18 protein-coding genes are annotated in these 21,425 nt (G+C 66.6%); 2 read left to right on the top strand and 16 right to left on the bottom strand.

Annotated features, from left to right (window positions below; translation table 11 throughout):
* Positions 1-33: 33 nt before the first annotated feature.
* The 7 genes from zwf to panP form a co-directional block, all read right to left on the bottom strand.
* On the bottom strand, positions 34-1,515 hold the full coding sequence (gene zwf / locus AC3FKG_RS14265) for a glucose-6-phosphate dehydrogenase (RefSeq protein ID WP_483714518.1): 1,482 nt from the start codon (positions 1,513-1,515) through the stop codon (positions 34-36).
* Positions 1,516-1,564: 49 nt separating this feature from the next.
* Positions 1,565-2,515 (bottom strand): ABC transporter substrate-binding protein, encoded by a 951-nt coding sequence (locus tag AC3FKG_RS14260; RefSeq protein WP_483714517.1) that lies wholly within the window; start codon positions 2,513-2,515, stop codon positions 1,565-1,567.
* A gap of 37 nt (positions 2,516-2,552) precedes the next feature.
* Complete coding sequence (locus AC3FKG_RS14255; RefSeq protein WP_483711682.1) at positions 2,553-3,575, bottom strand: ABC transporter permease subunit; 1,023 nt, start codon at positions 3,573-3,575, stop codon at positions 2,553-2,555.
* Positions 3,576-3,644: 69 nt separating this feature from the next.
* Complete coding sequence (locus AC3FKG_RS14250; protein ID WP_483711681.1) at positions 3,645-5,219, bottom strand: sugar ABC transporter ATP-binding protein; 1,575 nt, start codon at positions 5,217-5,219, stop codon at positions 3,645-3,647.
* Positions 5,206-6,468, bottom strand: a complete 1,263-nt coding sequence (locus AC3FKG_RS14245; RefSeq protein WP_488743391.1) for an ROK family protein — start codon at positions 6,466-6,468, stop codon at positions 5,206-5,208. Before AC3FKG_RS14245 ends, AC3FKG_RS14250 begins: the two co-directional genes overlap by 14 nt.
* A 275-nt stretch (positions 6,469-6,743) precedes the next feature.
* Positions 6,744-6,938: an AMP-binding protein gene (locus tag AC3FKG_RS14240; RefSeq protein ID WP_483711679.1), complete on the bottom strand. Its 195-nt coding sequence runs from the start codon at positions 6,936-6,938 to the stop codon at positions 6,744-6,746.
* A 274-nt stretch (positions 6,939-7,212) separates the two neighbouring features.
* Positions 7,213-8,871 carry a pyridoxal-dependent aspartate 1-decarboxylase PanP gene (gene panP / locus AC3FKG_RS14235; protein ID WP_488743390.1) on the bottom strand — a complete coding sequence of 553 codons (1,659 nt, stop codon included), beginning with the start codon at positions 8,869-8,871 and terminating at the stop codon, positions 7,213-7,215.
* Positions 8,872-9,066: 195 nt separating this feature from the next.
* Here panP and AC3FKG_RS14230 point away from each other — a divergent pair, with 195 nt between their 5' ends.
* Positions 9,067-9,807, top strand: a complete 741-nt coding sequence (locus tag AC3FKG_RS14230) for a GntR family transcriptional regulator (protein WP_483711677.1) — start codon at positions 9,067-9,069, stop codon at positions 9,805-9,807.
* Between the two features lie 90 nt (positions 9,808-9,897).
* Here the strand turns inward: AC3FKG_RS14230 and AC3FKG_RS14225 are convergent, their stop codons facing one another.
* The 9 genes from AC3FKG_RS14225 to AC3FKG_RS14185 all read right to left on the bottom strand — a co-directional run bounded on the left by AC3FKG_RS14225 (position 9,898) and on the right by AC3FKG_RS14185 (position 18,831).
* Complete coding sequence (locus AC3FKG_RS14225) at positions 9,898-10,968, bottom strand: porin (RefSeq protein WP_483711676.1); 1,071 nt, start codon at positions 10,966-10,968, stop codon at positions 9,898-9,900.
* A gap of 158 nt (positions 10,969-11,126) precedes the next feature.
* Entirely contained in the window at positions 11,127-12,482 is a 1,356-nt protein-coding gene (locus AC3FKG_RS14220) for a 3-hydroxyacyl-CoA dehydrogenase (RefSeq protein ID WP_483711675.1), read from the bottom strand.
* Between the two features lie 13 nt (positions 12,483-12,495).
* Positions 12,496-13,293 carry a crotonase/enoyl-CoA hydratase family protein gene (locus AC3FKG_RS14215; protein ID WP_483711674.1) on the bottom strand — a complete coding sequence of 266 codons (798 nt, stop codon included), beginning with the start codon at positions 13,291-13,293 and terminating at the stop codon, positions 12,496-12,498.
* A 41-nt stretch (positions 13,294-13,334) separates the two neighbouring features.
* Complete coding sequence (locus tag AC3FKG_RS14210) at positions 13,335-14,303, bottom strand: PDR/VanB family oxidoreductase (RefSeq protein ID WP_483711673.1); 969 nt, start codon at positions 14,301-14,303, stop codon at positions 13,335-13,337.
* A gap of 85 nt (positions 14,304-14,388) precedes the next feature.
* Positions 14,389-15,384, bottom strand: a complete 996-nt coding sequence (locus AC3FKG_RS14205; protein WP_483711672.1) for a tripartite tricarboxylate transporter substrate-binding protein — start codon at positions 15,382-15,384, stop codon at positions 14,389-14,391.
* Positions 15,385-15,423: 39 nt separating this feature from the next.
* A complete protein-coding gene (locus tag AC3FKG_RS14200; RefSeq protein WP_483711671.1) occupies positions 15,424-16,662 on the bottom strand; it encodes a Rieske 2Fe-2S domain-containing protein in 1,239 nt (412 codons plus the stop codon).
* A 1-nt stretch (position 16,663) separates the two neighbouring features.
* The gene (locus AC3FKG_RS14195) at positions 16,664-17,668 is read right to left on the bottom strand and encodes an amidohydrolase family protein (RefSeq protein ID WP_483711670.1); all 1,005 of its coding nucleotides are present in this window, start codon (positions 17,666-17,668) and stop codon (positions 16,664-16,666) included.
* Positions 17,669-17,671: 3 nt separating this feature from the next.
* Positions 17,672-18,073 (bottom strand): RidA family protein, encoded by a 402-nt coding sequence (locus tag AC3FKG_RS14190; protein WP_483711669.1) that lies wholly within the window; start codon positions 18,071-18,073, stop codon positions 17,672-17,674.
* 35 nt (positions 18,074-18,108) lie between these two features.
* A complete protein-coding gene (locus tag AC3FKG_RS14185) occupies positions 18,109-18,831 on the bottom strand; it encodes a GntR family transcriptional regulator (RefSeq protein WP_483711668.1) in 723 nt (240 codons plus the stop codon).
* Positions 18,832-19,251: 420 nt separating this feature from the next.
* Here AC3FKG_RS14185 and AC3FKG_RS14180 point away from each other — a divergent pair, with 420 nt between their 5' ends.
* Positions 19,252-21,423: an acetate--CoA ligase family protein gene (locus AC3FKG_RS14180; protein WP_483711667.1), complete on the top strand. Its 2,172-nt coding sequence runs from the start codon at positions 19,252-19,254 to the stop codon at positions 21,421-21,423.
* The last annotated feature ends 2 nt before the right edge of the window (positions 21,424-21,425 follow it).

Raw genomic sequence — 21,425 nt, 5'->3', positions numbered from 1 at the left:
GGGATAGGCAAATGCGGGGCTCGGGAATTCCAACTACATCTCTTCATGCCAGGCCATGCCGTCGCGCGACAGCAGGGCGCTGGATGCGGCCGGCCCCCATGTGCCGGCGGTGTACAGCTTGGGCGCGGAGTTGGTGTTCTCCCAGGTCTTGAGAATGGGCGCGACCCAGCGCCAGGCCTGGGCCTGTTCATCTCTGCGCACGAACAAGCCCAGCCTGCCGCGGATGACATCCAGCAGCAGGCGCTCGTATGCGCCCATGCGGCGTACGCGCGGACCTGCCCCCGGGCGCTGCAGGTCCAGCGAAGCCGGCACCAGCGCTTGCGTGTCACCGGGCTGCTTGGCCAGGAAATAGAGCCGGATGCTCTCTTCCGGCTGCAGCGTGATGACCAGCCGGTTTCCCGCTGGCGTGCCCAGCGGGCGCGCGAACAGGGCGCAGGGCACGTCATGGAAGTGGATGACGATCTCCGCCACGCGCGATTGCATGCGCTTGCCCGTGCGCAGGTAGAAGGGCACGCCGGCCCAGCGCCAGTTGGCGATCTCCGCCTTGATGGCAACGAAGGTTTCGGTCCGGCTCTCGGACGGGATACCCGGCTCGCTGACATAGCCAGGCACCGGGTTGCCCCCGGCAGCACCGCGGCAGTACTGGCCACGCACGACCTTCTCGGCGACGTCCTCGGGCCGGATCGGCTTGAGCGCCTTGAGGATCTTCAGCTTCTCGTCGCGGATAGCGTCTTCGGACAGGCTGGCAGGCGGCTCCATGGCTACCATGCACAGCAACTGGAGCAGATGGTTCTGCACCATGTCACGCATCGCACCGATGCCGTCGTAGAAGTTGCCGCGCCGCTCCACGCCCAGTTCCTCGGCGATGGTGATCTGCACTTCCTTCACCCACTCGCGCCGCCATAGCGGCTCGAACAGGACGTTACCGAAGCGCACCGCCATCAGGTTCTGCACGGATTCCTTGCCCAGGTAGTGGTCGATGCGATAGATCTGGTCCTCGGCAAAGAACTTTGCCACCGCCGAATTGATCGCCTCGGACGACTCCAGGTCATGGCCCAGCGGTTTTTCCAGCACGATACGGCTGCGTTGGCCGGTGAGCCCGACCCGCGCCAGCTGCTCGCAGATCCTGACGAAGAGGTGTGGCGCGGTGGCCAGGTAGCACACCACCACCGGCGCGGCACGGGCATTCACCAGTTCGGCCAATGCATCGAAGCCTGGCTCCGTGTTGGCGTCGACCTGCAGGTAGACGATGCGTTCCAGGAAGCCCGGCCAGGATGAGGCCACGGTATTGCCCGCCAGTGCGGGCAATACCTCGTCGTTGAGCATGGCAAGGTAGGCCTCGTGGGCCAGCGGCTGGCTGCCCAGCGCGAGTATGCGCCCCTCCGGGTGCAGTGCACCTGCCGCATGCGCGTCGAACAGGGCCGGCAAGAGCTTGCGGCGGGCCAGGTCGCCGGTGGCGCCGAACAGTACGAAATCGAAATCCGGGGCCTGTGTGCCGGTCTTGGTGCTATCCATCATCAAGTCACCTGGAAAGGTCTGAAAGGTGTTCGGGTTTGGCCGGGCGCTATCTCGGCGCCGCCCAGCCCTTGTAGTCGCGGACATTGGCGCGCGTGACCAACGTGGATGGGAGCAGCACCACCGGCTTGGCGGGACGCTGGCCGTTCATCATGCCGACGCCCAGCCGCACCGCGGTGCGGGCAATGGCCCACGGGTCCTGGCTGGCCGAGGCCTGCACCAGCGTGTCGGCCTTCAGCGCCGCCTCGATGTCGGGCGCGCCGTCGACCGATGCGATCAGGATGCCGCGCCGGTTGAGTTGCCGGGCGGCCAGGTCGGCCCCGACCGCCTGCGGGTCATTGATGGCGAAGACTGCGTCCACCTTGGGAAAGCGCGTCAGGTAGAGCTGCATCACGTTGAGCCCGCCTTCGCGCGATCCCTTGGCGTCCTGGTCGTCGGACAGGATGCGGATGTCGGGGTGTTTCGCCAGCACCGCCTTGCAGCCCCTGACGCGGTCCAGCACGGCTGACACCGGCGGCCCGTTCTGGATGATGAGGTTGCCGCGGCCCTTGAGCCGTTCGGCAAGGAAGCCGCAGGCCAGCTCGCCGGCCTGGAGGTTGTCGGTCTGCACGGTGGCGTCGGCACCGGCTGCGGCCACATCCACCGCCACCACCACGATGCCCGCCTTCTTCGCCTTGCGCACGGCCGGCTCGATCGCACGCGCGTCGGCGGCGTTGATCAGGATCAGGTCCACGCCGGCGACGATGAAGCTGTCGATGTGCGAGAACTGCTTGTTGAGGTCATAGTCGGCCGACAGCACGGTGACCTTGGCCTGCGGGTTCACCTGCTTCGCCGCGGCTTCGGCGCCGCGGGCCAGCGCCACGAAGTAGGGGTTGCCGAGCGAGCCCAGCGTGACGCCCACCTTCTTCAACTGCCGTGGCGCGGCCGCCGTGGTGGGCTCAGAGGCCGGCGCTTGTGCCATGGCGCCGGCGATGCCGCATGCGCCAAGCGCGACTGCCATCAGGAATTGCTTGATCACTTCCGTCTCCTGCGCGTGTTCAGGTGCGTGCCGAGCCTTTCTGGCGATAGCGGTCCAGCGCGACCGCGCCGATGATCACCAGGCCCTTGATGATGTACTGCCAGATGTCCGACACCCCCAGCAACACCAGGCCGTTTGACAGCGCGGCAATGATCAGCGCGCCGATCAGCGTGCCGCCGATGGAGCCGACGCCGCCGACAAAGCTGGTGCCGCCGAGGATCACCGCGGCGATCGCATCCAGCTCATAGGATTGCCCGAGCTGCAGGCCGTTGGCCGCGTACAGGCGCGAGGCAGACATCACGCCGCCAAGCCCCGCCAGCAGGCCGGACACGGCATAGACGAACAGCAGCACCCCCCACACCTTGATGCCCGACAACCGGGCCGCCTCGGCGTTGCCGCCCACGGCATAGATCTGCAGCCCCAGCACGGTCCGGCGCAGCACGACCCAGGACACCGCGATCACGGCACAGGCGATGATCACCAGCCAGGGCACACCCAGCACGTCACCATTGCCGATGAAGGCAAAGCCGATGTCGGGGTTGTAGATGGTGCTGTCATGTCCGACCAGCCGCGCCAGCCCGCGCACCGCGGTCAGGCTGCCCAGCGTGACGATGAAGGGCGGCAGCTTCATGAAGGCGATCAGCGCGCCGTTCACCAGACCGAACAGCAGGCCGCACAGCAGGGCGGCGGGCACGCTGAGCGCGGACAGTTCCGGCGTCAGCGAGGTCAGCATCGCCGCCACGGCCGAGATCGAGAGGATGGAGCCGACCGACAGGTCGATCCCTCCCGTCAGGATGACGAAGGTCATGCCGGCCGCCAGCACCAGGTTGATCGACGCCTGCTGCGCGATGATCGACAGGTTCTGCAGGCTGGCGAAGTTGTCGGTCAGCAGCGTGAAGCCGGCGCACAGCAGCACCAGCACAGGCAGCATGCCCAGCGCACGCAGGCGCTCTTGCGTGGTGGCGCCGCGGCGGCTGGCAAGCGTGCGCGCCGCGCCGTGTGAAGAAACGGCGTGTGCTGTCGGTTGGATCGAATTACGCATGGTGTCTCCAGAATCTGTGTGGTGTGCTTGCCGCCGACCGTCTGCGCGGTCTCGGGGGGAGTTGTCGGTTCAGTGCAGCACGGTGGCCGGTGCCGGGTCGTCCGCACCGGTGGCGAGGGCGATGATGCGCTCCTGCGTGGCGGCGGCATCCGGGCAGGCGTGCACCTCGCCGACCAGCCGGCTTTCGCGCATCACCAGCACGCGGTCGCACAGACCTACCACCTCTGGCAGTTCGCTGGAGATCAGCAGGACCGCCACGCCGGAGCGGGCCAGCTCGTCGATAAGGCGGTAGATCTCGGCCTTGGCGCCGATATCCACGCCACGTGTGGGCTCGTCAAGGATCAGCACGCGCGGCTTCGTTTCCAGCAGGCGCGACAGCATCACCTTCTGCTGGTTGCCGCCCGACAGCGAGCCGACATTGACGCGCGGATGCGCCACGCGTATGCCCAGGGAGCTGACGGCGTCGGCCGTGCGCCGACGCGCGCTCGCACGATTGAGCCGACCGCCGCGCAGCGCATCGCGTGCGGCGACGATCAGGTTGATGTTCTCGTGCACGCTCTGGTCAAGGAACAGGCCCTGCAGCTTGCGGTCTTCGGTCAGGTAGGCAATGCCAGCGTCAATGGCTTGGCGGGGATGATTGACGGCCAGAGGCGAGCCGGCGAGGTACACCGCGCCGCTGGTGGGCGTATCGGCACCAAAGACCAGCCGCGCCAGTTCCGTGCGGCCTGCCCCGACCAGGCCGGCAAGGCCAAGGACCTCTCCGGCATGCAGGTCGAAGCTGCAATCCCGCACGCGCCGTCCGTCGGACATATTGCGCACCGACAGCACGATGTCGCCCCCGTGCGTCTCGCCGTGCGTCTTGGTGTAGAAGCCCGACAGGTCGCGGCCGACCATCATCTTGACCAGTGCCGCCTGGGTCAGCTCGGCCTTTTCCAGCGTGCCGACGTAGCAGCCGTCGCGCAGCACGGTAACGCGATCGGCCAGTTCGTCGATCTCGGCCATGCGGTGGCTGATGTAGATGATGGCCATGCCGTCGGCGCGCAGCTGCCGGATCAGCGCAAACAGGCGGTCGGTCTCGCGGGTAGACAGCGGTGTGGTGGGTTCATCCATCACCAGGATGCGGGTCTCGAAATGTACGGCGCGGGCAATTTCCACCAACTGGCGCTGGGCGATCGACAGGCGGTCGACCAGGGTCTGCGGCGTGAAGTCGGCACCGAGCCGGGCCAGCGTGGCCTCGCAGGCCCGCGCCATCGCGGCGCGATCCACCATGCCGTGGCGGTGCAGGTGGCGTCCCAGGTAGATGTTCTCGGCGACGCTCAGGTTGGGCGCCAGGCTCAGTTCCTGGTAGATCACCGCGACGCCGTGGGCGCGGGCGGCGAGCGGGCCGTCGATGACCACCGGATGGCTGGCGATGCGGCACTCGGCACCGTCATCGGCGATATAGGCGCCCGAGAGGATTTTCATCAGCGTCGACTTGCCTGCGCCGTTCTCGCCCATCAGCGCATGGACTTCGCCGGGATAGATCGTAAGCTGGACGTTGCTGAGCGCCTTGACGCCGGGGAAGGTCTTGGAGATGTTGCGCATCTCCAGCAGCGGCGCCGCAGCGGCGTGCCGGGGGGCGGTGATTGCGTCAGACGGTTGCATAGCTGGCCTCCGGAACGATGGCGGACGCGCCCTTGAGCAGTTCTGCGCGCGGCGAGAAGTTCATGAACATCGGCAGGGACGCAGCCCCGACCGCTCCGGCATTGGCGCCAAAGCAGCCGCGCACGATGCGCGCGGCGGGGCGTGCCTCTGGGGCGCTGTCGTCCAGCGCCTGCTGCAGGCGCTCGATCAGCGTGGCCACCAGGCCGCCGTCGATATCGGCATCAAAAATCACCAGCGGCACGTCCAGCACGGCCAGTGCCGATTGCAGCGCAGGCGCCAGCGCATCGACACAGTCATCCACCCATTCCGCCACGGCCGGGTGCTTCAGTTCCACCTGCTGCTGCAGGTCGGCATGGCCGTGCACGGTCACGCCGTGGTGGCGCAGGTGGCGCGTCAGCGCGTTGAGCGAGGCGCGCGAGATCAGGATGTCCCGCTGCCGGCCCGGCATTGCCGGGGCGGAGGCCAGCGTGCTGGGCGGCACCGGCATCATCGCGATGTCTCCGGCATTGCCGGAGACCCCGCGCACGCAGTCGCCGTTGAGCACCACGCCGCCGCCGATCGCCGGGCCAAGGAAGACATAGAGGAAATGCTGGGCGTGGTGCCGGCCGTAGAAGAGTTCGGCCACCGAGGCTGCGGTGCCGTCGTTCTCGCCGAACACCGGCAGTCCGGTGGCCGCCGCCAGCATGGCGGGGAAATCCGCCTGGTCCCAGGCGCAGAAGGTAGCCTGGAAGGCTTTGCCCTGCACGTCCAGTTCACGCAGCCACGCGCCCAGGTTGTAGGGTTGCGCGACACCGATGCCAAGCAGGCGCTTCTGCTCGGCCGGGGTGAGCAGGGCGCGCATGTCGTCGATGTCGCGGCGCACCAGCTCAAGCGCCTGGTCGGGGTGGGGCAGCACCATCTGGTGGGCGCGGCTGGCCAGGATATGCCCGGCAAAGTCGACCATGACGGCCTCGATGCTGCCGCGGTCAAGCCGCACGCCTATGCCAAAGGCCCCCTTGGGCTGCAGGCGGATCAGGCTGGCAGGCTGTCCGCGCTGGCCTTCCACGCGCCGCCCGGAAAGCTGGATCAGGCCTTCGTCGGTCAGGCTCTGCACGATGCTGCCGACCGCTGTATTGGTGAGTTGCGCCATGCGAGCCAGGTCTGCCTTGGATGCTTCCCCGGCCCGGCGCAGGGCCAGCAGCAAGGCACGCTCGTTGTAAAGGCGCAGGCTGGCAGAGTTCACGCCACGGCCTGCCTTGGATGCGGTCATCTTGTCTCCGTCCGATCGGCTCCAGCTGGGGAGCGCTATTAATTAATTCATGTTGAATTAAAGAACAGGGGCGGGAAGAACTCAAGCACGGGAAAACCCGCAAGGCAATTTGGCGACCGTGCTAAAACGGGGGGATTCTCGGAGTCCCTTGTGAGGCCGTGAGCTGCCTGGAATGCGCAATGGCAGCTGTATCGAGGTGTGGGCCTGTCGAGTGGGTGCAGCCAACACTTTCTGGATGTGTGTGTAGTGACTGTCTATGCACTCGCAACGCCCAATTACGCAGGTTGGTGCGCGAGCATGACCCCTTTGGGCTTGCCGGTCGTGCCGCTGGTATAGAACAGCCAGTCAAGGGTGTCTTCGGCGACATCGGTGATCGGCATGCCCGGCGCTGCGAAGAGGGCATGATAGTCAGTGGAGCCGACGACGATGGTCCGTATGCCAGGCTCTGCGTCGACGTCAGTGACGAGCAAAGGCAGGCTCCACTGTCCTGCAGAATCCCACAAGCGCTGAGGGGTGCTTGCTTGCTGGCAATTCCCGGTGCGGAGCAGGGAGTGCCTGCCCCGCCCCCACAGGATCGACGTACTCTTGCCTTGGCCGTTCGCTCCAGAACTGCCGTCCGATGACACTACGTTCGCCCAACTGCGGAAGAGCCCACAGAAAATAAAAGTCTGTCATTGGGGATACTCGGCGCACCGTTGCCAGCGACACACGGTCGACAAATGGCGCACGCCGGTTGCAGGTGCCTCACGCGGCGTCCGGCGCCCCCACCAAGGTCATCAGCGGCGCCATGCATGGACTGGCCGCCGCCAGCGCGCGCTGTTCGTCGAGGATGTCCTGCAGGATGGCATGGGTCGTATCCGGGTTGGCCAGCACCACGCGGAAAACGGCAATCGGGCGCCCACCCCACTGGGTCGACGTCAACTGCGTGCGCGATACGAACGAGCGGCCGGCGTCACGTTGCATTTCCTGGATGCTGATGGTCAGCGCATCCAGCGCGTCCAGGATCTTCTCGCGCCTGTCGGCCGAAGCCGTTGCCAGGGCGCGACCCACGGCCTCGGGCACATGGCGATAGGTCAGGATGCAAAGCTGCGGGTTGCTGTCGAGCTCGAAATCCGGCTGCTGCGCAATCAGCGACGCAAAGTAACGGGCGTTATCGATGCTGCGATCGATCAACTGCGCCAACCCCTTGCGACCCAGCAGATGAAGGTTCGTATAGAGCATGACTACCGCCGCGCCGCGCGATCCTTCGAGCGTATGGCGCCCCAGGTCCACCGAGCCCTTGCGCACGATGTAGTTCGCATGCTGGATGATTTCCTGCGTCCAAGCCGGGCTCCGGAACAGCACCATGCCGGCCCCGATGGGCACGTAGAACTGCTTGTGCGCATCGATGACGACGGAATCGGCACGCCCGATGCCCTTGAAGCGCCAGCGCTCGCGCTCCGACAGCAGCGTTGCGCCACCCCACGCGGCATCCACGTGGAAATGGCAGCCGGCCTCCTGAGCAACATCGGCAATCGCGTCGAGCGGATCGACCGCGCCCGTCTCCGTCGTCCCCGCTATGCCGACGATCGCCATCGGCCGGATGTTGCGCTGCTGCAGGTCACGCAGGGTGTCGCGCAGCAGGTCGATGCGCATGCGACCGTCTGCATCGACCCCGACCGGCACCAGATTGTCGCGTCCGATGCCAAGGACGTCGGCTGCCTTTCCCAACGAGTAGTGCCCGCGCTCCGAGACCACGATGGCAAGCCCGTCATAGCCGTAATGGCGTAGCGCGGCGCCCAGTCCGGCACGATGGATGCCGGAGAAGCCATCACGCGCGCGCAGCAGGTTGTTGCGGCTCGCCCATAGCGCGGTGAGGTTGGCAATCGTGCCGCCAGAGCAGATCGCGCCGAGCGCATGGTCGGCATCGTGCAGCCATGTCGCATAGAACGCGCTGTCCTGCGCAAACACCAGCTTGTGCAGCATACCGATGACCTGGCGCTCGAGCCCCGTCAGCGCGCCGGATGTCTCGATCTTCACGACGTTCTGGTTCAGCGCTGCCACCACCTTGGCCAGCGAGGGCATGAACGACGGCAGCGACGACGTCATGTGTCCGACGAAAGTGGGCGCCGCCACGGGCGTCACGTGCCGAAAAACGTCGTTGAGCAGGTGATCGGCATGCGCTTGCGGCGATGTCGGCGTCTCGGGCAGCTCAACCGACGCGAATACAGCCTCGCGTGTGGCGCACGCGCCAACGGGATCAAAACGCTCGCCCGCGAAGTAGTCCGCCGGATGCTCGGCGATCCATCGCTCCAGCGATTCGAAAGCGCCGCGATCGGCGTCGAACCAGCGCAAAGGGCAGTCGTCGCCCCCGTCCGTGCTTGGTGAGGTCTCTTCGCAAGAGATGTCCGGCTTCGTTTGCATTAGGAAGTTCAATTCCGGGGCACAATGGTTCACCGGGCATTATGCCGGATCGGACGGATACGGAGACAGGGTACCTCCCGGCGCGAACAGCTACTTTCCCAGTGCGGCAGCCGCATGCCAGTACATCGGTTCGGTATACTGAGAACTAAAGACCGCTCCCCCTCATACCCAATGGCACAGTCAGAGAAGAAGAGCATGGCCGGCGAAATCAAGGCCACGATTCAGCGAGAAATTGAGAATGGCGACATGCCGCCCGGCACGCCGCTGGACGAACGCATGCTGGCCGAGCGCTTCGGTGTCTCGCGCACGCCGGTGCGGGAGGCGCTGCAGCAGTTGTCGGTGCAGAATATGGTCCGCATCGTGCCGCGGGTGGGCGTGTTTGTGTCGCGCCTGTCGATCACGCAGTTGCGTGAAACCCTGGAGCTGCTTGGCGAGCTGGAGGCCGTAGCGGCGAAGCTTGCCGCGCGCCGCATGGACGACGATCAGCGCGTCAGCCTGAAGGCGGCCCGCGCCGAATGCGAGCAGGCGCATGCCGAAGACGATGGCAAGCGCTTTGCCAGGGCCAATGCGGAGTTCCATGACACGGTCTATGCGGGTAGCCACAACGAATACCTGGTGGCACAGATCCAGGGTATCCGCCGGCTGATGCAGCGCTACCGCCCGCGCATCTTCCAGACCCCGGCGCGCCGGCAGCGTGTGCTGGAAGACCACCAGCGGCTGGCCGAGGCCATCCTCAGCGGCGATGAAACCGCCGCGCACGAGGCCATGCTCGAACACGCGCCCGTGGGCACGACCGGATTCTCCGAATTCCTTTCCACCTTGCCGGCCAGCTACCTCGAGGGCGAGAGCGGCGGCGAGCCGACGGCCACCAGGAGCGCCGCACCCCGCGGCGGCGCCAGGCGTGGCCGCAAGCCCGCCGCCCCGCGGGCAGCCTGATCCGGCAGGCGGGCGGCCCGAATGCTCCCCCTTTCTCATGGGTTCTCATGGGAGGGGTGAGCCCTTCGCGGCGCCCGTTCAGGCGAAAACTCAGAACTTGTGCCGCATGCCCATCGCGATGCCAAACTGGCTCTTCTCGTTCGGCGCGATCTGGTAAGCGGCCGTAGCGCCATTCAGGCTTTCAAAGTTCAGCGATGCATTCTTGGTGTACGCCGTGCTGAGGTAGACATCAGTGCGCTTGGACAATGAGTAATCGGCGATGAAGGTGACCTGCCACGGGTTGCTCGGATTGGTCTGGCTGGTTGCGGTGTACTGCGCCTTGACATTGTCGTAGTAGAACGCACCTATGAGCTGCAATGCCCCGGTTGCCTGGTAGTTCAGCGCAAACCACCACAGGTCGTCGCGCGCAGCGGTGTTGGCCGCGCGCGTGCCGTTGTTGTTGTACCGGTACGCCGCCTGGGCCAGCAGCTCCGGCGTGATCTGGAAGCGCAGGCCCAGCGCTGCCTTCTGCGTGCGGGTGTAATCGGCGGTCTTGGCGCTGTTGATGCTGTCATAGGCACCGGCGACGCCGAACGAGCCGAAGCGGTAATCGAAACCGCCACCGAAGGCCGACGAACCCGTGACGGTTCCGGCCTGCTCGCCAAAGGCCCAGTGTGCTTCGGCCGTCAGCGGGCCCAGGTCGACATGGTATTTCACCATGTTGTCTTCGCGCAGGTTCGAGCCGGCAATGCCAACCACGGGTTCATACGTGGTCGCATACGCCGTGGGCGAGTAGTTGGCCATCATCAGGAACAGCGAAGTATATTGCCGGCCCAGCGTCACTTGCTGCGCGCCGCTGCGCAGGCCGACCCATGCCTGGCGGCCGAACAGGCGGCCGCCTTGCGTGGAAACGCCGTTATCCAGGGTGAAGCCGCTTTCCAGCGCGAAGAGTGCCTGCTTGCCGCCTCCCAGGTCTTCCGTGCCTCGCAGGCCCCAGCGGCTCGGGGACAGGCCGCCCGAATTCACGCCGACCCTGGAATGCCCGTCCGGGCCCGTTCCCAGATTGTTGTTGGTGTATTCGATGTTGGCATCGGCCACACCGTACAGCGTGACGCCCGATGTCTGCGCGGCCGCGGTGGCGCTGGCGACGACGCAGGCAAGGCCGACCAGGTTTCTTTTCATGCTGTTCTCCTCCAATGTCTTGGCTGTCATTTCCGGGATTCGGAAAGTGCCGGAACTATCGCTTATTGGTATGTGTATAACAAATAGTGGTATACGTTAGTGCGTATCAGGAATGCAACGAGAGTGGGGGGCACGTCGTGAAAATGAGGCTCGCGGCCTCACGCGCGGCCGCGCTGGTAGTCGGCGAAGGTCTTTCCTTCGCGCGCCAGCCGGGCCAGCAGCGGTGCCGGTTCCCACCAGAAGCCGTGCTGCGCGTGGAAGCGCTCGATGTCGGCGTACACCTCGCGCAGCCCGATGCGGTCGGCGTAGTACATCGGGCCGCCATGGCGCGCGGGAAAGCCGTAGCCGGTCAGGTAGACGGTGTCGATGTCGCTGGGCCGCAGCGCCACACCGGCTTCGAGCAGCTTCGCGCCCTCATTGACCATGCCGTAGACGCAGCGCCTGATGATTTCCTCGGCGCCGATGGGGCGCCGTGCGATGCCGAGTCGTGCGGATTCCTGTTCGATGAAGGCTTCGACCTCCGGATCGCGCAGCGGCTGGCGGCTCCCGGGTTCATAGCGGTACCAGCCTTTGCCGCTTTTCTGTCCCAGGCGCCCAAGTTCGGTCAGCTTGAGGATCAGGTCGTTCCAGCGCCGGTCCTGCGGCCGCGTCGCCATCTGCGCCTTGCGGGTCTGGTAGCCCACGTCATTGCCGGCCATGTCGTGCACGGCGAAGATGCCCATGGCATAGCCGAAGCCCGTGAGGGCCTGGTCGACCTCATGAGGGAGCGCGCCTTCCTCGACCAGGAAATGCGCTTCGCGCGTGTAGTTGCGGAACAGTGCATTGCCGATGAAGCCGGGGTAGACGCGTGCGAGCACCGCTGTCTTTCCCATGCGCCGTCCCAGATCCATCAGCGTGGCGATCACGTCCGGCGCGGTGTCGCGGGCTCGCACCACTTCGAGCAGGCGCATCACGTGCGCCGGGCTGAAGAAGTGGGCGCCGACAACGTCTTGGGGGCGGCGCGTGACCGCCGCGATGGCATCGACGTCCAGCCCGGAGGTATTGGTCGCCAGGATGGCGCCGGGCTTGCACCGCGCATCGAGTTCGCGGAACACCTGCTGCTTCAGCGACATGTCCTCGAAGACGGCTTCGATCACCATGTCGGCGGACCCGACGTCAGCCAGGCTCACGGAGCCTTTGATGAGCGACAGCCTCGCTTCCATCGCTGACGGTTCCAGCTTGCCGCGCGAGACACTGCCGGCGTAATTGTCGCGCACGCGGCGCAGGCCGGTATCCAGCCCTTGCTGGCTGCTGTCGATCAGCGTGACCGGAGTGCCGATATTGGCCAGCGCCATCGCAATGCCGCCGCCCATGGTGCCTGCGCCAATCACGGCAACATGGTTGACCGGGCGCAGCGGCAGGTCCTGCGGGAAGTCCGGGATATGGGCCGCTTCCGCCTGGGCGAAGCGGACGTAGTCTGCCGTGGCCTGTGCCGCTGCATCGGCGCTCGATGGAATCGTGGTGGTGGTCGTCATGGCGTTGCTCGGCTCATTCTGATTTCGCGCCGGGGGCGGCGAGGGGTTTGGCACGGCCTTCGACGAAATCGCGCAGGCGTTCGGCGGCCTCGGGAGGGCGCGGGATGTTGGAGGTCAGGTACTCGACGAACAGGCCATCGTCATGCGACAGGTCATTGATGCGTGGCAGTACATTGGTGATGCGCCAGTTCGTATCCGCGGTGTTACGGGCGATCAGCGCAGCGAGCTCGCGCGCCTTGCTCAGCGCCTGGCCTTGCGGCACCACATAGCGCACGATGTGTTCGCGCTCTCCTTCCTGGGCAGTAAGCAGGCGTCCGGTCAGCATCATGTCGGCCATCACGGTGTAGCCGACCACGCGCTGGATGCGCACCGTGCCGCCGCCACCGACAAAGATGCCGCGCTGTCCTTCGGGCAGGCCGAACAGCGCCGATTCATCTGCCACGCGGATGTGAGCGGCTGTGGCCAGTTCCAGCCCGCCGCCAACCACCGCGCCGTGCAGCGCCGCGACGAACGGAATGGGCCCGCGCGCGATGCCGTCGAACACCGTGTGCCACGAGTGGCGCGTACGCTTGCGTGGCCGCGGCTGCTCGCCGGAGGCGCGAGCCAGCGCTTCCTTCAGGTCCAGCCCCGCGCAGAAATTGCTGCCGTGGCCAAATAGCACGCCGACATCGGCTTCCTCGCCGGCACGCACGACGGCGTCGTGCAGGGCCCAGACCACCTCTTCGTTGATGGCATTACGCTTATCGGGCCGGTTCAGGCCGATCAGTGCTACGTTGCCGTCGAGTTCATACGTCACCAGTTCAGTGCTCATTTCATGCTCCTTGTTCATTGCGTGGTTCGACGGTGTGGCGGCTACAGGTCCAGCACCAGCTTGCGGGTCTTCGCGCCTGAGCAGCACACCATCATCCGGTTGTTGGCGGCACGTTCGGCGGCGTTTAGCACGAGGTCGCGGTGATCCGGTTCGCCGTCCAGCACGCGCACCTCGCACGTTCCGCACACGCCTTCCTGGCACGAGTACATGGGCTCCACGCCTTCGGCGATCAGGCATTCCAGGATGGTCTGGCCAGGCTGGATCTCGAGGCTGCGGCCGCTGCGCGCGAGCTCCACGGTGAAACCGCCATCGGTGGCGGCGGCCTCGCGCGCGGCAAAGTACTCGCGATGCACGCGCTCGGGCGGCAGCGATGCGGTGGCCTGCTCGAAGGCCTCCAGCATCGGCACCGGGCCGCAGCAATAGATATGCGCGCCTGCCGGCAGGCTCGCGGCAATGGCCGCGACATCGAGGCGATCGGCGCCGGCTTCGCGGTCGAACGTCAGCCGGACTTCGCCACCGGGCTCCGCGCCCATGGCCTCCAGCGTCTCGATGAACGCCGCCTGCTTGCGTGTGCGTGCGGCATAGTGCAGCCGCCACGGACGGCCCAGCTCGCGCAGCCGATGGATCATGCCTAGGATCGGCGTGATGCCGATGCCGCCGGCCACCAACACTGCGATCGATGCCGAATCGTCGAGCGGAAAATTGTTGCGCGGCGCGCCGATGGTCAGCACGTCGCCGGGCCGCAGCGTTTCGTGCAGGTAGCGCGAGCCGCCGCGGCTCTGCGTATCACGGTTGACGCCAATCACATAGCGATGCGGCTCGGACTGGGGGTTCAGCAGCGAGTAGCTGCGGATCAGGCCATTCGGCAGATGCAGGTCGATATGTGCGCCGGCGGTGAACGCGGGCAGGGTGCGCAGGGGCGGCTCCGGCCTCAGGTCGAACGCCAGGATGCCGTCGGCCTCCCAGCTGATGGATTTGACCCGGACTTGCAGGGTGTCGGTGATGCTCATGGATGTCTCCGGTCGAAGTGGGGGCGGACGCGCCAGAGCGGCCTAGGTGGACGCCAGGGCCGCAAAGGATCTGCCGTTCCCGCTTCTACAGTTCTGCGCGGAAGCCCGAGGCGCGGATGATGGGGTCCCAGGTTTCCAGTTCGGCGCGCTGGCGGCGCGCCATCTGTTCGCCGTCGAGGTAGTCGGGCACCACCGCGAGCTGGCTCATCAGCGTCCGGCGTGCCTGCGGTGCGGCCAGGATGGTCTTTAGCGCCGCCTGCACGCGGGCGATCTCGGTCTTCGGGGTTTGCACCGGTGCCCACATGGCCGTCCACGCGTCGCCGAGGCGCACCGGAATGCCCTGCTCTGCCATGGTCGGGATGTCCGGCGCCAGCGCCGAGCGCTTGTCGGCGAAGATGCCCAGCAGGCGTACCTTGCCGGCACGGTGGTGGCGCAGCAGGTCCTGCAGCAGCGTGACCGCCGACGGGATATGGCCGCCCAGCAGGTCGTTGATCATCGGCGGCGTGCCCTTGTAGGGCGTGACAGCCAGCGAAATGCCCGCCGCCTTGGCGAACTGCAGGCCCAGGAAGTGGTTCTGGCCGCCAAGCCCCGGCGTGCCAAAGCTGGCCTGCTGCGGATTGGCGCGTGCCCATCGCACGAACGATTCCGCGCTGGTGGCGCCGCTTGCCATGCCCGCGGCCATGCCGGTCGGGTAGGACACCAGTCCGGCCACGGGCGCGAAATCGCGCCACAGGTCCCACTTGAGCTGCTTGCCGAACACCAGCGTCTGGAACGTGGGCGTGGCATTGGGCGCAATCATGTAGGTCAGGCCATCCGGATCCGCGGACTTGAGCACGTCGGCGGCAAGGCGGCCACCGGCGCCCACGTGGTTCTCCACGATCACCGGCTGGCCCAGCAGCGCAGGCAGGGAATCGGAAAAGTACCGCGCGATGGCGTCGGTGCCGCCGCCGGGCGGCAGTCCCACCAGAATGCGGATGGCGGGTTTGCCGCGCAGCTGCGCGAACGAAACCGCTGGCGCGGCGAGGCCGGCGCACGCCGCCAGCATCAGCCGGCGGCGCGAGCGGAAGCGGGGGCTGGTCATCGTTGTCTCCGTCATCTTGTCAGTCGTGTGACGGTTGCCTCAGGCAGCCGTGGTCAGCGACCGCCAGTCTTCGCCGGCGGGCAGCACGCCGCCGACCGAGACGATCCGGCTGTAGTCGAGCTCGGGGTTGTCGGCAAGCGTCGGGGTCTTGCCGGCCTGGAACTCGCGCACCGACTTCAGCAGCGCCTGCCGCACGCGCAGCACCGCGCCATCGGCCGAGCACAACTGCTCGGTGGTGCGGTCTGCAATCGGGCCCTGGCCGATGAACATGGCGAAGTCTTCGGTGCCAAGGTGTTGCGGAAATCCGGTGGCATGGCCGCGGCGCATCAGGTCGCGGTTCTGGCCCCAGTTGTTGGCGGGCGTGCCCGGCGGCAGCGGCGGGAAGTCCCAGACGTCGGGCGTGGCCGACATGATGGTCATGCCGAGCGGGCGGTGCGGGTTGAAATGCACGAACCAGGCGCGGTGCGTGACGTCGTCCACCGGCGTGGAGAAGAACACCGTGCTCGGGCCCTTTTCATCGGGCGCGCAGATGATCCCGTACCACGGCATGACGAAGTTGTTCACGCGCGCATAGAGCTTGTCGTCCGGCAGCGGGCGCAGAGCCGCGTAGCGGTAGCCGTAAGGACGGTCCTCGAATTCCAGGCGCGGTGCCAGCGCCTGCGTCATGTGCATGCGCTGGTTGCCCGAGCCCGCGGTGATCTGCGTAGTCGATTCATGCAGCACGCCAACGTGCGACGAATCCATCGACGCTTCCACGCCCTGCACCCAGTTGGTCGGCACTTCCTGGCTGGTGACCGAGCGCTGGTCTTCGGGCAGCGACGTGAACGGCAGGTCGGGGAACTTCGGTGCCTGTTCGCCCTTGCCGAGCCACACCCACACAATGCCGCCACGTTCCTGCACGCCGTAGCGGTTCACGCGCACATGCTTGCAGAACTGGGCCTGGTCGCCGACATGGTTCGGGGCTTCGAGGACTTCGCCAGTAGTCCCGAGCTTCCAGCCGTGGAAGATGCAGCGCAGGCCGTTGTCCTCGTTGCGTGCCATCAGCAGCGAGGTCTTGCGGTGCGGGCACAGCTCGTCGAGCACGCCGACCTGGCCGTCGGTGCGGCGGAACGCCACGTAGTTGCTGCCAAGCAGCCGCACGCGCACGGGCGCGCCATCGGCCACCAGCTTCGCCGACGGCACCGCCGGGAGCCAGTAATGCTGGCGGATCATCTCCCCCATCGGCGCGCCGTTCTCGACGCGTGTGAGCAGGTCATTGTCTTCGCGGGTCAGCGGCATCTCAGCACTCCTCGTCGGTGCGGAAGGCGCGCGAGTACAGGCGCCTGCAGTTGCATTCGAAGATGTTCCTGCGCTGCTCGTCCGTCAGCCACGAGATGCCTTCGATGACCGGCTTCATGTCGTCGTAGTCGCGGTCGGTCAGCGGGTCGCGCGCGCTGCCGGTGCCGGGCTTCTCGGTGCCGAACAGCACGTTGTCGGTGCCAGCCACTTTCAGCAACAGGTCGATCGCCTCGGTCGAGTAGTTGCAGGTATCGAAGTAGAGCTTGCGCAGTTGCTCGTCGAATGTGACGGTCTCGCCCTTGCGCACCGACCACGAGCGGAAGCGGCCCATCTGGTAAGGAATTGCGCCGCCACCGTGCGCCACGACGATCTTCAGGTTCGGGAAGTCCTGGAACACCTTCGAGTTCAGCAGCGAGATCACGGCGATGCTTTCCTCATTGATGAACTTGAGCGTGTACGACTCGCGCGCGCTGCAGCTGCCGGCGGAGTGGATCAGGCCCGGCACGTCCAGGCGTGTCATGGCTTCGTACAGCGGATACCAGAACGCATCGCCCAGGCCCGGCGGCGTCGGGCCTTCGCTCTCGGTCGGGTCCGGGTTGATCAGGCATCCGACAAAGCCGAGTTCATTGACGCAGCGCTCCAGCTCGGGCACGGCGCGCTCGGCCGGGGATTCCAGCATGTGCTGCGGCAGGCCGGCCACGCCGCGGAAGCGGTCCGGGAACATGGTGACGAAGCGCGCGATGATGTCATTGCAGTGGCGCGACCACAGCTCGGTCACGCGGCCCGGCTTGACCGAATGCATCTGCAGGTAAGGGCGCGGCGAGATGAACTGCACGTCGGTGCCGACGGCGTCCATGCTGCGCACCAGCTCTTCCGCTGCCTTGCGCACCGAAGCGTCCGGAATCTTCGGCGTGGTGGACGGATTGGCGCGGCCGCCGATCAGTTCCGCCATGTAGCGGAAGCTCTCCGGGGGCATGACGACGTGGGCGTGGGAATCGATGATCATGGTTCAGCCTTGGTTGGCGCCGGCCAGGACGGCCAGGCATTCGAGTTGCAGGAGCATGCCGTGCTGCAGGTCATGCACGACGATGTGCCGCGCGGGGCGGTCTTCAGGGTTCGGGAAGCACTGCAGCCACTCGGCATTGATGGCGTCGCGCACGCTGTTGTCTTTCACATAGATGGTCAGCTTCACCACATCCGCTACGCTGGCGCCGCCAGCCCCGAGTACGCTCGCCAGATTGCGGAACGCGTGAGCAGCCTGTGCGTCGGCACCGGCCGGCAGTGCGCCGGTGGCTGCGTCCTTGCCCGAGATGGCGGAGGTGCAGATGACATTGCCTACGCGTGCGCCGGCGGGAATGGGGGCGTTGTGCGCAAGGCCGGGCACGTCGATCGAACGGAGAGGTCTGGTCATGGGATGCCTGAGGTAATGGGTTGCGGGGAGCGGGGTCAGGAGACGGCGGCATGGCCGCTGTCGAAGAAATGGGCCGGCACCGTCGCGAGAAATTCGGCGAAGCCCGTGGTGCCCGCGGGCACATGGAGCGTCATGGCCGCGGCGGCCAGCTGTTCGTCGCCGGCGCGGATGGCGTCGGCAATGCGCTGGTGTTCTGCCAGCGACTTCGCGATCTGCACGGCAGTCGCGAAGTCGCGCATGCGGTAGCGCTGCAGGCACCGCCGCGCGGCGCGGATATGGCCGGCGAGAATCTCGTTGCGGCAGCCCTGGTAGATCGCTTCGTGAAAGGCCGCGTTCGCGGCGGCGTAGCCTACGGCGCCCGGTGTCGCCGCGACCCGGCGGCCCAGAGACAGGCCTGCGTCGAGTGCGGCGTGCAACGCTTCGTCGCCGCGGCGTGCCGCCAGGCGCGCAGCCAGTGATTCCAGTTCCCCCACGTATTCGAGCATCGCCCGCACCTTGCCCACTGACAGGCGCGCGACCGCTGCGCCCTGGCGCGGGGCGATGCTGACCAGCCCATGCGCGGCCAGTTGCTGCAAGGCTTCCCGCACCGGTGTGCGCGATACGCCAAAGCGCTGCGCCAGCTCGCGCTCGTCGAGCGGTGCTCCGGGGCACAGTACGCCAGCCTCGATTTCGGCCTCCAGCGTGGCGCGAATGTCTTCGGCCCGGCTGTGGCGCCCGGCGGGACGTGGTGGGTTCAGGGTATGGTCGGTCGTTTGCATACGGTTCGACGCCAGCAAGCATCGCTTTGTTGATCGAAAATATACAACAAAAAAATAGTGGTATGCAAAGACGGCATTCTAAGATCGCGTTGGGCACGCTCGGGAATCCTGAGCGTTCGTCTTCTATTCTGAGAGAAAAGACGGCCCGGATTGACGAGGGAGTTTGCCCGCAAGCCCTTCATGCATATGGATTTCTGCCCTTCCAGGAGTCGCGCTCCGAAGTCCGGAGAATGCGGCGTTTCAGTGACCTGTTAGCCGCTTGCATGCCTTGCAGTCCAACGGGCAGCGCCGCGCAGCTAGGGAAATTCCCTACGAATTTTTCAATTATCCGTTTTCTGGTGTATTGAAACGATGGTTGTGGTATGCCAGAATTCGTCAAACACGAGACAACCACCGTTTCCTGGAAGAGACCCCCAACCCATGAAGACCTCTGACTTTCCCGGCGCGCAGGCCGGACAGCCCGAACCGGCGGCGGCAGCCGCGGTGGCTGACGTGACCTGCGTCCTCCGTCCGGCTTCCGTGGCGATCGTCGGCGCTTCGGCGGACCCGCGCTCGTTCGGCGGCTTCGTGCTGGCGAACCTGGAGCGCTTCGGCTACGCCGGTGCGATTCACCTGGTCAGCCGCAGCAGCACCGAGATCAATGGCCGCGCCTGTGTGAAGGCGGTGGACGAGCTGCCCGCCGGCATCGACCTGGCCGTGCTGGCGATTCCCGAGGCAGGCGTGCTCGATGCGGTGCGCAGCCTGGCCGCGAAGGGCACCCGTGCGGCGGTCCTGTTCGCATCCGGCTATGCAGAGACCGGCGAGGCCGGCCGCAAACGGCAGGACCAGCTCGCCGCAGCCGCGCGCGAGGCCGGCATGCTGCTGCTCGGACCGAACTGCATGGGTTTCACGAATTTCGAGGGCAACGTGCCCGTGACCTTCGAAGCGGTGCAGCCCTATCCGTGCGGTGGCCGCCCCGGTATCGGCGTGGTCGCGCAAAGCGGTGCGATGGCGGCGAACATGCGCGATGCCTTCGTCGGCCGTGGCCTGCCGCTGACGGCGGTCGTCTCCACGGGAAATGAGGCATCGCTCGGCGCGGAGGATTTCGTTGCCCACTACATCGACGACCCGCAGACCCGCGTGCTGGCCGTGTACGCCGAACAGGTGCGCCGTCCGCGCACGTTCCTGGCGCTGGCGCGCAAGGCGCGCGAGGCCGGCAAGCCGGTCGTGATGCTGATGCCGGGCCGCAGCGAGCGCGCCCGCGAAGCGGCCCAGTCCCACACCGGCGCACTGGCCGGCGATCACGCCACGGCCTGCGTGGCGCTGGCGCGCGAGGCCGTGGTGCTGGTCGATACCCCTGACGAGCTTGTCGACGCTGCAGCAATCCTGCTGCGTTTCCCGGTGCCGCCTGCTGGCGGCCCGGCTTTTATGACGGGGTCCGGCGCGATGAAGAACGTCGCGCTGGACTTCTGCGACGGGCTCGGGCTGGAACTGCCCCCGCTCGGCGCGCAGACAACGGCAAGTCTCAAAGCCATGCTGCCCGACTACGCCGTCGCCGAAAATCCACTCGACTACACCACGATCGGCGTACGGCAGCCGGGGCTGGTCGGCGAGGTTCTGCTGACCATGCTGTCCGATCCCGCCGTAGGAAGCATCGTCCTCAGCATTCCGGCGGGCCCCGAAGTGGCACAGCGCGACAAGGCCGAGCACATCGTCCCCGCGCTCGCCCGCGCCGGCAAGCCGGCGGTCCTCGTCGTGACCGGCGACAGCGGTCCGATCGAGCCGTTCTTCGTCGATGCGATCCGCGCGAGCGGTGTGCCGTTCTTCCGCTCGCCCGATCGTGCCCTGCGCGCGCTTGCCCGGGTTTCAGCCTACGGCGAGGCGCTGCAGCGCGCCGGCCGCGCGAGCCAGTCCGTACCGGCGGCGGTGCCGCTGCCGGGTGCAGTTCCGCCTTCAGGTGTGTTCGCGGAGTACCAGGGCAAGGCGTGGCTGGCGGCTGCCGGACTGGTCGTGCCGGAGGGCGCGTTGGCAGCCAGCGCGGATGAGGCGGCCGCCATTGCGGCGCGCATCGGCTACCCGGTAGTGATCAAGGCGCAGGCCAGCGAATTGCCGCACAAAAGCGATGTTGGTGGTGTGATGGTCGGCCTCGCCGATGAAGCCGCGTTGCGTGCCGGCTGGCATCGCCTGCAACAGAATATCGCTACGCATCGTCCAGGCCTCACGCTCGACGGCGTGCTGGTCGAGGCCATGGGGCCGCGCGGTCTGGAACTCGTGGTTGGCGCGAAGCGCGACGCCGGCTGGGGACCGGTTGTGCTGGTTGGCCTCGGTGGCGTGTGGATCGAGGCGCTCAAGGATGTGCGGCTGATCCCGGCGGATCTTTCCGAAGCCGATGTCGTGCAGGAACTGAGCCGGCTCAAGGCGGCATCGCTGCTGCGCGGCATCCGCGGTGCGGCTGCAGTCGACGTGGCGGCGATTGCGCGGGCCGTGACCCTGATCGGCGGCCAGATGCGCGCCAACCCTGCCATCACCGAGATCGACGTCAATCCGCTGGTGGCCTATCCCGACCGCGTGCTCGCGCTTGACGCACTGGTCGTCTGTGCACCGCAAGCCTGATC

This window comes from Cupriavidus sp. 22TCCZM04-2 (genome assembly GCF_057798895.1).
This window is presented reverse-complemented; position numbering and strand designations above follow the sequence as displayed.